We start from the raw sequence: 12,980 nt of genomic DNA, 5'->3' as shown, positions 1-12,980 counted from the left end.
CAATCAAATCAATACTATTTATCTTTTTAAAGCAAAATGTCCTCGATGTAATCTGCCATCTTGACGAAATACTTGAAACCAGTAATCGGTTGCTAACTCTTGTCTTCCATTAAAGGTACCGTCCCATCCTGGACTTGTAGAATCAAATGTTGCCATTATTTTCCCATATCTATCAAAAATCACAACCTTTAATTCCGGTTCAAATTCGGAGTTTTCTATTCGCCAATACTCATTAAACCCATCGCCGTTTGGAGTAAAATATTTTTTATAATATAACAGAAAAACTTCTTTATAAATATATCCACAACCACTTTTATCTCTAACATAAACGGTATAAATTCCGGGAGTTAAATTGCTAAAAACTGGGCTGTCTTGATAAACCGAATTATCTAAAGAGTATTCGAAATTGCTATTATTTGAAGCAACTATTGTAATACTATTTTCATTAATAGTCCAATCTATTGTTTCAAAATGATCAATTTTGGGAGGTTCCGAAATGGTAACTTGGATGCTTTTAGTATTTACACAAGTCTGTGGTGGATTTCCAAAAGAATTTGTTGCATTCACTGAAACGTTTGATACTCCTAGTTGGGAGATTTCAATTATAGGTGTTGTTGCACCAGTTGACCATAAGTAGGTTGTGGTTGGAAAATTATTGGGCGAAGCATTTAAGAAAATGGAGCTTAATTCGCAATTAATATAATTTGGTTGTAAATTTAAGAATGGAGTTTGTCCTGCAATTAATTCAAAAGAGCGTGTTTCGTAACAGTTTGGTAAATCGGTTAAATTTAACCGTGCAAAAATTGTTTGAGGATTAGTGCTTGGGTTAAAAACAGTAGGATTTAATATAGGATTCACATTCAATTGTGCATCCGTTAGAGTAGTGAAATAGTTTAGGGAGTAATTAGTTAATGTTTGACCAACTCCTAAAATAACTGAATTTTGCTCCGTAATATCAAACGTTTCGTTACCAGTGATTAGTGATTTACATTGTACCATATTGCTGGGTTGAGTCATGTTTACTAAAGAAACTAAGTTAGTTACTTCAAAGACACGGTTGGATTGATTCCCGCATGTATCTTCAATAAGAAAAGTGTATACTCCTACAGGAAGGTTGTAAAAAATATTCGAATTTCCATTATTAATGAATGTACCAGTAGTACTTGTAACAGAGTAATTTAACGGTGGAGCTCCATTAGCCAAAACAATAACATCAGGAATTCCGCTTACAGTACAAGAAATTCTCGAAATAGATAATATTTCAAGTGCTTGAAAAAAAGACATCGTTGGAGATAATATTTCCAAACAATTTTTTTCCGGACCTGATACCGAACCATTATTTATACTAATGCCATCATTATAAGAATTAAATGAACGAATAATTCTAAAAACGCCATTAACTGATAAATTATAATTAATGGCATTATTGATTAATGCTGTTGAATTGGAGGATGTTGGTGTAGTTCCTTCAACATAAAGTGTATTATTAAGAGGATGTCCCCAAATATTCAATTCAGGATCAATTAGCTTTTGAAGCCAATACGCTTCACTTGAATTGCCGTTACTCACAAAATATAATGGAATATTAAAAGACCCACAATTAGGCTGTAATGAAAAAGTACTTGACGTTATTGTGTAATCTGGAATATTCATTGAAATGCTATTATTGAAATTACATTCATCAATTGCTTCAAAAGTATAATTTCCTCCTGGCAAATCATCCATATATAAAACTCCACTGGCAATTATGTAATTAGAGATAATATAAGGAAGCAGATGGGGAAAACCTGTGGGAGCAACTGTAATAGAAGCCGATACTAATTTTCCATTATTGCTTTTTAGTTCCAAAGAGGTCTTACCTAAATCACATCCAGGTCGAGAAACTAAAGAAAGTTTTAAATCTACATAAGCTGGAACATTACAATTTAAAGGGGCTAGTACACTGCCGCAATTATCAACAACAACAATTACATAATCGCCTATTGGAACTGGATTTAAAGTTACGATTCCATTAATAATTGATACGCTTGCATCATAGGGCAACGGAAATGGAAATCCTGCAGGTGCAACCGTAATAATTGCCGAAACAATTTTAAAGGATGGAATTGAAACTACAATTTTACCATTGTTAAATAGACATCCATTATTTGCACCTATAGCAGCTGGAACTGAAGGATTAAAAAGGATAGAGAAATCTTTAGTAAAAGTTCTACCGCAACTATCCGTTATAGAAACACTATAATTACCTATAGGAGTAATGTTGGTATCACTTCCAAATACGATATTATTAGTATTAAAAGGGCCTGGATAATCAACATTATAATTTATTGGATTGAAACCCGCAGGAAAAGCAGTGAAATTTAAAGTATATGGTGCAGTTCCGTTTATTACATCAATAAAAAAATAATTTTGATTACAATCTAATTTTACAATTGTAGGAGTAAAATCAATATTTTGAGTGACAATAAAATTATTGGTGTAAGTAGAATTACAAGCATCCACAATGGAAATATCATAATTGTAAGTTTGATTGATATAATTAGGAAAAATTTCACTAATGTCTTGACTGGTAGGGTTTCCGGTTGACAAACTAGTATTGATGATTATTGGAGCTCCTCCTCCAGGTGGATGAATAGTGTAAGTAATAATTAAAGGGTATCCCAACACCGTTCCAGGTGCTGCAGATAAAGTATTTGTTACTACTGAAAAATCGCAAGAAACAGGAGTAGTATCCGTTAGAACTGGAGGTCCAATTGTAATGCCTGCTGTATTTTGAGTGACTGTAAAAGTTTTAACTACCCCAATTCCACAGGCATTAAAAACTCTAATTTTATAAACTCCTACTACCAATCCAGTAAAAGTATTACTTGTTTGTAAAGGAAATAAAATTGGTCCTGAAAAAATCTCATAACTAACAGGTGTGCCAGTTATTGTATTAACAGAAATATTACTTGTAGTGGAGCAAGCTTGATTTAAACTTACTATTGAAAATTTTAACGGAATAATATTTGAAACAACTGTAACCTGTTTTTGTTGTTCTGTAATTGTATTACCTACAGTTTCTCTTGCGATAATTTTGTAGGTACCTGCTGAAATATTGTTAATAATTAATCCAGAAACAGTTGCGTAAGGGGTGCTTACATTTGGAAGTTTATAAACAAAATAAATAATGGTTCCATTTGGGTTAGTATTATTGCTAACAAAAGAAATTGAACCATTTCCAGCGCAAGTTTCAGCTGTTGGAATTGCATTAAAAGTAAATCCATAAGTTATACTACTATTAATTAATAGAATTATAAACATAGATATTAGCTTCATTTTCATACAATAATGATTTTTAGAAAAAGAAAATTAATGAAATAAAAAACTAATTTGTTAATTATTGCGCTCTAAAATTCTCCATAAAAATAGTAATAATATTTTCAAATAACTAACAAAACCTACAAATTACATTTATTAAATTTTTTTCTTACAAATATAAAAAAAACAGCTCCAATTTGGAGCTGTTTAAATGTAATCTAAAACTAATTTATTTAGAATTATATACTATCAAAGCTGCTTTAAGAATATGAACCGATCGAATTAAATCTTCTTTTTTCAAGACATAAGCTATTCTAACTTCATTTAAACCAACATTAGGTGTGGAATAAAATCCAGCTGCAGGAGCAACCATAACTGTTTCTCCGTTTAAATTGTAGTATTCTAACAACCATTTAGCAAAATCATCTGCACTAGCAACTGGAAGTTGAGCAATGCAGTAAAAAGCTCCCTTTGGAGTTCCAACTTTTACTCCTTCAATCTTTTGCAATTCTGAAATTAACACATCTCGTCGCTCTTTATATTCTTCAATTACTTCATCAAAGTAACTTTGTGGTGTTTCTAAAGCTGCTTCACTAGCAATTTGAGCAAATGTTGGAGGGCTTAATCTTGCTTGCGCAAATTTCATAGCCGTTGCCATAACTTCCTTGTTTTTTGAAACGATGCATCCTATTCGAGCGCCACACATACTGTATCTTTTAGAAACGGAATCAATCATGATAGCATTTTCTTCAATACCAGGAACATTCATTACAGAATAATGCTTATCGTTTTCATCATATATAAATTCACGGTAAACTTCATCAGCAATCAAAAACAAATCGTGTTTTTTAACCATGGCTGCCAACTGTAGAATTTCATTCTCTGAATATAAATATCCAGTTGGATTTCCAGGATTACAAATTAAGATGGCTTTAGTTCGAGGTGTAATTAATTTTTCAAAAGCTGCTATTGGAGGCAAAGCAAAACCATCTTCAATTGTTGAAATAACAGGAACAACTTTCACGCCAGAAGCTATAGAAAATCCGTTATAATTAGCGTAAAATGGTTCTGGAATAATTATTTCATCTCCTTCATCCATGGTGCTTCCCAATGCAAAAAGCAATGCTTCAGAACCTCCTGTAGTGATAATGATATCCGCCACTTCAATTGGTAAACCATGGGTTTTGTAGTATTGCGACAATTTAGTTCTATAACTTTCAAACCCTGCCGAATGGCTATATTCTAAAACAGTAATATCTGCATTTTTCACAGCATTTAAGGCTACCTCTGGAGTTTTAATATCGGGTTGTCCAATATTAAGGTGGTATACTTTATTTCCGTTTTTCTTAGCAATATCTGCATAAGGCACCAATTTTCTTATTGGTGATTCCGGCATTTGTTTTCCTTTATTTGAAATCTTTGGCATAATATTTTTTTTGAATATGCAAATTTGCACAATTAAATTGAAAAAAATAATGAAAACGAAATTTTCAAGCAAAATTTAACTTCAATTAAAAAAAAATAGTACAAGCTCTGATATAATTCGGAAAACTACTTGCCATTTGGGTAAATTTTGCTTGTAATAATAGTTTGTTCTAATTGCTTATGACCAAAAATTAAGTGAAGTTTAATATTCGCCATCCACATAAAACCAACTACCATTTTCTAGAACAAAAGCAGAATGTTCTTCGTGAACTTGCAGTTTTCCTTGGTAATCTGAATAATAGGCTTTGAATTTTACTGTAGTTTCCGTGGATGCTAAAACTTCTAATTGTTTCCAATGGTTGCTTTGGCTCCATTCTAAGATATCTTCTTTTCTGTGAAGTTTTCTGGTAGAGTAATGCGTAGTTGCTACTAAATAATCTGCATCGCCAATAGCATAAGCAGAATATCTGGATCGCATTAAAGCTTCGGCAGTAGGTGCTTTTTGAATACCTTTTATATAAACCTGGCAGCAATCTTCAAAAGATGCATTGGAACCACAATAACAATTAGCCATTGTTTTTATTTTCGTTGAATTTTCGAACAATTTCTTTGCGTTTTTCTTCACGAGCCACTTTTGTGGCTTTTTCTTTATCCTGCTCTTTGTGAAGTTTGTCGTTGTGTTTTTTGATATTCCCTTCGTTATTTCGACTCATAATTATAATTATATGATTTTATCCATTTTTAAATACCCAATGTGCAATTGGTCTTCTACAGCATTTGGGTTTGGAGTAATTTGTATTTCAAATTGGTTGGTAAAGATAGGTTGTAAAATCTCTCTAACCTTAAAGGCATCGTCAATGTCAATTCCGAATTTATCGTCAATATGAGATGTTGCACCTTTAAACCCACAATGTTTATAGAAAGCACTGTCTTTGGCTTTTTTAGTAACGTCCGATAAAGATTCACCAACGGCTAATATTTTATAATGGTATTCTTCAAATTCATTTTCTTTGTATCCGCCAAGATTGATGAAAAACAATTGCAAAGCAGAAGCGATTGCAGTTCCTTTTGGAAGCACTTTTATTTGAAAATTATCCACAGCAGTAACTTCACGCCAAGCATCAATATGAATTTGTCCTTTGGCTTCTGGCCAAAAAGCGTTCATACTCGGAATTAATTCTTTCAAAGAACTTCCAATGCCAAAAAAAATATCGTGTTGCTCGGTACATCTGCCTTTAGGGCGACATCCTAACATTATCATATAGAGTTTTACTTCTTTTTCCATGGGGTCAAAGGTACAATTTTTTGTTTATTGTAAAGTTTGGCACAAGTATTGAATAGAATTAATAAGTACTAACTTTTAAATTAAACCTTATGAAAAAATTTACATTATTTTTAGCAATAATTGGGATGCTATCGTTTCCATCTTGTACCGTTCACGATACTACGCCAATCAATACTACCGACAACGATACCATAAGTGAAGTATGGGAGTTTACTAGATCTTTTACTACCACAAATAATTTTAGTAATTTAATTACTTTCCCTCATACTATTTATACTTCCGATATGGTTTTAGTGTACCGATTATCAGCAGTTACTGGAGGTACTGATGTATGGAAATTGTTGCCAGAAACTTATTATTTTGCCAATGGTACTTTAGATTTCAGATATGATTTTGATTTCACTCAATACGATGCAAGTATATACATGGAGGGATTTGATTTAGCAGGTATTTCAGCCGCTTACAGAACCAATCAAGTTTTTAGAATTGTAGTTATTCCTGGTTACTTTGGTAATAAAAATAGCAATGCAGTAAATTTTAATGACTATGATGCAGTACTTAAAGCTTACAAAATTAATCCAACTAAAGTACTTAAAATAAAATAGATTATTGGTTAGTCTATAGGTTGTTTGTTTGAAAAGAGGTTGTACGCAAGTACAGCCTCTTTTTTATTCTTCGTCTCGAGATGGTTTCTCGCTATTTTCTTTTTCTGCCTTTTTTAGCGAAACCACAATTCCGGTTATTAAAGAAACTGCTATAAAACTTAAGGATACCCATTCTGGGAATTTAAAGAAATGAACCAAAAGCATTTTTAATCCAACAAAAGTTAGAATTGCAATCAAACTATATTCTAAATAACTGAATTTTTGTAGCATGTTGGCTAGGAAAAAATACATGGAACGCAAGCCCAATATGGCAAAGATATTAGAACTAAATACTAAAAACGGATCAGAAGTTATGGCTAAGATTGCGGGAACGCTATCTATAGCAAATACTACATCCATTACTTCAATTACAAGAAGAGCAACTAGAAGTGGAGTTGCATAATTTCGGTTATTTTCTTTAATGATAAAATGTTCTTTGTCGCGGTGGTGCGATATCGGGATTACCTTTCCTATTATTTTATAGATAGTAGATTCTTTAGGATTGAATTCGTCTTCATCTTCTTTTTTGAACAACATTTTCATAGCAGTAAACACTAAGAAACTACCAAAAACATAAGTAATCCAATCTACTTTTCGAATTAAGATTACTCCAAAGAAAATCATTAATCCTCGAAAAACGATGGCACCAATTATTCCCCAAAACAAAACACGGTGTTGGTATTTTTGTGCAATTTTAAAGGAAGCAAAAATAATGGCTATCACAAAAATATTATCGGCACTCAAAGATAATTCAATTAAATAACCCGTAAGAAACTTAATTGAAGCCTCAGCGGGTTTTAATTGGTCGGGATTGGCAATATAATTGCTTTGGTACAGCCAATAAATTACTCCCGAAAAAGCAAAGGAGAGGGTGACCCAAACGGCCGTCCACTTACCAGCTTCTTTAGAACTAATTACGTGAGGTGTTTTATTGAAAACGCCTAAATCTAATGCTAAGAAAATTAGCACGGCTAGTATAAAAAATATCCAAACAGTCATAATGAATTAGGAATTAAAATTACGAATTACGAATTACAAAGATAACCTTTATTATTTAGGAATTAAAAATTAGGAATTACGATATTCATCTCTTTTATTCCTGCCGACAATTCATAATTCTCAATTCATTATTCAAAATTTATAAAATTGACCCTAAAAAAAATAGGGTATAATTTATTTTAAATTAAAAAATTATTATATTTGCACCAAATAAATAGGGTATAACTTTAAAAATTAATTTTTATGTCAACTTTACGTTTTCAAGCATTAAAAGAAGCATCAGGTAGAAAGCCTGTAAAATTTGAAGAAGCCGGTAGAAAATCGGATCTTTTTGGATCGAATGTATTCAATGATAAAGCAATGAAGCAATTTTTAACTTCAGATGCGCACAAAGGGGTAAAAGATGCAGTGCAGCACGGAACTAAAATTGACAGAAAATTAGCCGATTATATCGCTATGGGAATGAAAGAATGGGCTTTAAGCAAAGGCGTAACTCATTACACGCATTGGTTTCAGCCATTAACAGGTACTACAGCCGAAAAACACGATGCTTTCTTCGAAACTTCCTACGACGGTTCAGATGCTGTTGAGAAATTTGGTGGTGGACAATTAGTGCAACAAGAGCCTGATGCGTCTTCTTTCCCAAATGGAGGAATTAGAAATACTTTTGAAGCACGTGGTTATACTGCTTGGGATCCAACATCTCCTGCGTTTATCTTCGGAACTACTTTGTGTATTCCTACCGTATTTATCTCCTACACCGGAGAAGCATTAGATTATAAAACACCTCTTTTACGTGCGTTGAATGCTGTGGATGAAGCAGCAACCGATGTTTGTAAATATTTTGATAAAAATGTTAAGAAAGTTACCGCAACTTTGGGTTGGGAACAAGAATATTTCTTAGTTGATAGTTCGTTGGCAAATTCTCGCCCAGATATTGTAATGACGGGTAGAACTTTGCTAGGACACACTTCTGCAAAAGGACAACAATTAGACGACCATTATTTTGGATCCATACCTTCTCGTGCTTTAAATTACATGAGAGAATTGGAAGAGGAATGTATGTTATTGGGAATTCCAGTAAAAACGCGTCACAATGAAGTTGCGCCAAACCAATTTGAGTTGGCTCCAATATTTGAAGAAACAAACTTAGCAGTAGATCATAACTCACTTTTGATGGATGTAATGTCTAAAGTTGGAGAGCGTCATGATTTTAAAGTGCTTTTCCATGAAAAACCGTTTAAAGGGGTTAATGGATCTGGTAAACATAACAACTGGTCTTTGGCAACCGACACTGGAGTTAATTTACTTTCGCCAAGTAAAACGCCAATGAGCAACTTGCAGTTTTTGTCTTTCTTTATCAATACAATCAAAGCGGTTAATGATTATGAAGAGTTATTGCGTGTTGCCATTGCAACTGCAAGTAACGATCATAGACTTGGTGCTAACGAAGCGCCTCCTGCAATTATCTCGGTATTTATTGGGGAACAATTGACTAAAGTTTTGGCGGAATTAGAAGGAGTTTCTAAAGGAAAATTATCTCCAGAAGAAAAAACCGATTTAAAATTGAATGTAGTTGGTAAAATTCCAGACGTAATGTTGGATAATACCGATAGAAATAGAACTTCCCCATTTGCTTTCACAGGAAATAAATTTGAATTTAGAGCCGTAGGTTCTTCTGCAAACTGTGCTAATGCGATGACCACTTTGAATTCAATCGTTGCAAAACAATTGAAAGAGTTTAAAAAAGAAGTAGATACTTTGATTGAAACCAATGATTTAAAGAAAGACGAAGCTATTTTTAATGTGTTGAGAGAATATATTAAAGGAACTAAGAAAATCCTTTTTGAAGGAGACGGTTATAGTGATGCTTGGGAAATTGAGGCAAAAAAACGTGGCTTGAGTAATCATAAAACTACTCCAACAGCATTGAAAGCTAAAGTTTCTCAAAAAGCATTGGATTTGTTTAAAGACTTAAACGTAATGAACCACGTTGAGGTAGAAGCTCGTTACGAAATTGAATTGGAAGAGTACACTAAGAAAATCCAAATTGAAGGAAGAGTTCTTGGTGATATTGCTCGTAACCACGTAATTCCAACGGCTATTCGTTACCAAAACACCTTGATTGAAAACGTTCGCGGATTGAAAGAAATCTTTGGAGACGAATTTAAAAAAATAGGTAAAGAGCAAATTGTTTTGATTAAAGAAATTTCAGAACATATTGAAGGTATCAATACGCAAGTGGAAGCAATGACCGAAGCACGTAAAACTGCAAATGCCTTAACGGATGCACAAGAAATGGCCGAATCGTATTGCGATAACGTGAAACCTTACTTTGAAGTTATTAGAGAACACTGTGATAAATTGGAACTTTTAGTAGATAATGAAACGTGGACTTTAACTAAATACAGAGAATTGTTGTTTACGAGATAGTTTTTTTTTCTAGATAATAGAATAAAGAATAAAGAGAATAGATTATAGACTAACCCGATTCAATTTTTGAATCGGGTTTTTTGTTTTATGTGATGTAAAACTCTGTCAAAGTTCCAAACTTTGACAGAGTTGGAGATAAGAGTATTAGTTTTATTATTGGAATTAATTTTGCAAACTTTTAATTATTTTTACGTAATTTCGTTTCATGATTATAAGAAAAAGTCTACTTTACACTTTGTTATTACTTTCGATACAGTTCGTTAAAGGACAGGAACAATTTTCTGTTTTTTTTGAAAGTAATAAATCTAGTGTTGCTAAAACTGAAAATAAGAAACTTCAAGATTGGATTGTAACTCATAAAGAGGTTAAAATTGTGGCTATAAACGGCTATACCGACGAAGTGGGAAGCACTCGTTTCAATGATACTTTGTCCAAAAAAAGGGTAGATTTTATTGTAAAACAAATTAAGGATAAAATCAAAATTAGGGAAGACTTTAAAACGATTAGTTTTGGAGAAAATTTTACCCAATCAAAGAATAAAGCCGAGAATAGAAAAGCAACTATTTATTATATCTTCCCAAAGGATTTTGCCAGAGAAAACGAGATTTTAGGAATAACTAAAGAGGTAGTGCGGCCCAAGGTTGAGGTTGTGCCAGAACTAGTTCCTATAGAAGAAGAAACCATGAATTTTCCTGAAAATGCCACTTTGGAAACGAAGATTAAACTTTCGCAAAAAGGGACTTTGATACGGTTAAATGATATTAATTTTTATGTCAATACATTTGCAATAATGCCAACTTCCAAAAGAGCTATAGACGAATTAATTTTTGTTTTAAATACCTATCCAAAGTTGAAAATTCAAATTCAAGGTCACATTTGTTGTGTTGCTAAAGATGCTCGTAATCTTTCTACAGAAAGGGCCAAACAAGTAAAAAGAATTTTGGTTTCGGAAGGAATTGCCGAACGAAGAATTCAAACGAAAGGGTTTGGAGTTTCAAAACCTAAATATGCTATTCCTGAAAAAAGCGAGTTTGAAGCAGCTCGAAACCGTAGAGTTGAAATTATGATATTAGATAAATAGTTATGCGAAAATTCACCATATTGTTTCTGTTGTTTTCTTTGTTTTCTTTTGCTCAAGCAAAATTAGACGTGTTTTTCGATTTTGATAAATTCGATTTGAATGAGGAAGCAGTGAAGAAAATTAATTCTTGGATTGCCGAAGGGAAGGATTATCAAGTAACAAAACTTTATGGTTTTTGCGATTGGAAAGGAACTAACGATTACAACGATACTTTGGCTTTAAAAAGAGTGTATACCGTTTATAATTTTTTGAAACAAAGTAAAATTGAAGTCAAAAAAGAAATTGAAATTCGTGGTTTCGGAGAAGATTTTGAGCAATCGGCTGTGCAAGGAGAAAACAGGAGAGTGACTATAATTTTCAAAGAAAAGAAAGAAATTCCTATTGAAGTTACTTCCGAACAAAAATTAAAAGAGAAGTTTAAAGGTTCTAAAATTGGGGATTTAATTCGTTTGCCAAATTTCTATTTTTTTAATAATTCGGCTAAAATTGTACCTAAGTCCCAACCAGTTTTGTACGATTTGTTGTGTTTGATGAATGATAATCCGAAGTTAAAAATAGAAATTCAAGGACATATTTGTTGTAAACTCCCTAATCAGGTGGATGCTGTTTCAACGGCAAGAGCAAGAGCGATTTATAATTTTTTGATTCAAAATAAAATAGATAGAAAGCGATTAACCTTTAAAGGGTATGGCGTTTCTAGACCGATTCATCCTATTCCAGAAAAAAATATCCAAGAAGAAGACGATAATAGAAGAGTGGAGATAATGATAGTGGATAATTGATTTTTTTCAACACAAATTTCACGAATTTTCAATAATATTTTATTTTCACTAATTACAAAAGCCTGAATAATTAATCTGCTAAAGGCGGATAAAATTCGTGTAATCTATTATTAACATATTATAATTTGTGTAAATTCGTGAAATTCGTGTTTAAATTTTTTTGCATTTGGATTGTAATACCTAATTGATAATTCGTAATACGTAATTCAAATTACTATCTTTGCGCCACAACACAACAACTACACAATGAGTTCTGATAACAGCCAACGTTACGCCTTGCGCGGAGTTTCTGCATCTAAAGAAGATGTTCACAATGCCATAAAAAATATAGACAAGGGCTTGTTTCCTAAAGCTTTCTGTAAAATCGTTCCCGATTATTTAACCCACGACGAAGAGTATTGTATTATTATGCATGCCGATGGCGCTGGTACTAAATCGTCTTTGGCGTATATGTATTGGAAAGAAACTGGCGATATTTCGGTGTGGAAAGGCATTGCTCAAGATGCTTTGATTATGAATATCGATGATTTATTGTGTGTTGGAGCAACCAATGATATTTTGCTTTCCTCTACCATTGGAAGAAATAAAAACCTAATTCCTGCCGAAGTTTTATCGGCAATTATTAATGGCACCGAAGAACTTATTGCGGAACTGAAAACTTTTGGCGTAACGATTCATTCTACCGGTGGGGAAACTGCCGATGTGGGGGATTTAGTACGAACCATCATTGTAGATTCTACCGTTACTGCTAGAATGAAACGCAGCGATGTGGTTAATAATGGTAATATTAAAGCAGGCGATGTTATTGTAGGTTTGGCTTCTTTTGGTCAAGCCAATTATGAAAAAGGATATAACGGAGGGATGGGCAGTAACGGATTAACCTCTGCACGTCACGATGTTTTTGCACATTATTTGGCCGATAAATTCCCAGAGAGTTTTGATAGTTCGGTTCCTAAAGATTTGGTGTATTCTGGTGGGGTGCAACTTACCGATGCTGTTGCCAATTCGCCAATTGATGCCGGAAAGTTGGT

Annotated in this window: 11 protein-coding genes; 5 read left to right on the top strand and 6 right to left on the bottom strand. The window is 33.0% G+C overall.

Going from position 1 to position 12,980, the window contains the following annotated elements:
* Positions 1 to 18 precede the first annotated feature (18 nt).
* The 5 genes from ACIQ2J_RS13200 to ACIQ2J_RS13180 form a co-directional block, all read right to left on the bottom strand.
* A complete protein-coding gene (locus tag ACIQ2J_RS13200) occupies positions 19 to 3,324 on the bottom strand; it encodes a T9SS type B sorting domain-containing protein (protein ID WP_396170625.1) in 3,306 nt (1,101 codons plus the stop codon).
* A 205-nt stretch (positions 3,325 to 3,529) separates the two neighbouring features.
* The gene (locus ACIQ2J_RS13195; RefSeq protein ID WP_396170623.1) at positions 3,530 to 4,726 is read right to left on the bottom strand and encodes a pyridoxal phosphate-dependent aminotransferase; all 1,197 of its coding nucleotides are present in this window, start codon (positions 4,724 to 4,726) and stop codon (positions 3,530 to 3,532) included.
* 201 nt (positions 4,727 to 4,927) lie between these two features.
* On the bottom strand, positions 4,928 to 5,299 hold the full coding sequence (locus tag ACIQ2J_RS13190; protein ID WP_396170622.1) for a YchJ family protein: 372 nt from the start codon (positions 5,297 to 5,299) through the stop codon (positions 4,928 to 4,930).
* Complete coding sequence (locus ACIQ2J_RS13185; protein WP_396170620.1) at positions 5,292 to 5,438, bottom strand: hypothetical protein; 147 nt, start codon at positions 5,436 to 5,438, stop codon at positions 5,292 to 5,294. Before ACIQ2J_RS13185 ends, ACIQ2J_RS13190 begins: the two co-directional genes overlap by 8 nt.
* 8 nt (positions 5,439 to 5,446) lie before the next feature.
* Positions 5,447 to 6,010 (bottom strand): DUF1543 domain-containing protein, encoded by a 564-nt coding sequence (locus ACIQ2J_RS13180; protein WP_396170618.1) that lies wholly within the window; start codon positions 6,008 to 6,010, stop codon positions 5,447 to 5,449.
* Positions 6,011 to 6,099: 89 nt separating this feature from the next.
* Between ACIQ2J_RS13180 and ACIQ2J_RS13175 the strand changes: the two genes are divergently transcribed.
* Positions 6,100 to 6,615: a hypothetical protein gene (locus ACIQ2J_RS13175; protein ID WP_396170616.1), complete on the top strand. Its 516-nt coding sequence runs from the start codon at positions 6,100 to 6,102 to the stop codon at positions 6,613 to 6,615.
* A gap of 63 nt (positions 6,616 to 6,678) precedes the next feature.
* Here ACIQ2J_RS13175 and ACIQ2J_RS13170 read toward each other — a convergent pair whose 3' ends face one another.
* Entirely contained in the window at positions 6,679 to 7,653 is a 975-nt protein-coding gene (locus tag ACIQ2J_RS13170; protein WP_396170613.1) for a TerC family protein, read from the bottom strand.
* 243 nt (positions 7,654 to 7,896) lie between these two features.
* Between ACIQ2J_RS13170 and ACIQ2J_RS13165 the strand changes: the two genes are divergently transcribed.
* The 4 genes from ACIQ2J_RS13165 to ACIQ2J_RS13150 form a co-directional block, all read left to right on the top strand.
* Positions 7,897 to 10,086, top strand: a complete 2,190-nt coding sequence (locus ACIQ2J_RS13165; RefSeq protein ID WP_396170611.1) for a glutamine synthetase III — start codon at positions 7,897 to 7,899, stop codon at positions 10,084 to 10,086.
* 205 nt (positions 10,087 to 10,291) lie between these two features.
* The gene (locus ACIQ2J_RS13160) at positions 10,292 to 11,167 is read left to right on the top strand and encodes an OmpA family protein (protein WP_396170609.1); all 876 of its coding nucleotides are present in this window, start codon (positions 10,292 to 10,294) and stop codon (positions 11,165 to 11,167) included.
* Between the two features lie 2 nt (positions 11,168 to 11,169).
* A complete protein-coding gene (locus tag ACIQ2J_RS13155; protein ID WP_396170607.1) occupies positions 11,170 to 11,949 on the top strand; it encodes an OmpA family protein in 780 nt (259 codons plus the stop codon).
* A gap of 246 nt (positions 11,950 to 12,195) precedes the next feature.
* Positions 12,196 to 12,980 (top strand): AIR synthase related protein (locus ACIQ2J_RS13150; protein ID WP_396170605.1); only part of this gene is annotated, 785 nt, incomplete at its 3' end.

Origin of the sequence: Flavobacterium sp. (assembly GCF_044357305.1) — a bacterium.
Taxonomy (GTDB): Bacteria; Bacteroidota; Bacteroidia; order Flavobacteriales; family Flavobacteriaceae; genus Flavobacterium.
Note: the sequence above shows the minus strand (reverse complement) of the source record. Positions and strands in the feature narration are given on the sequence as shown.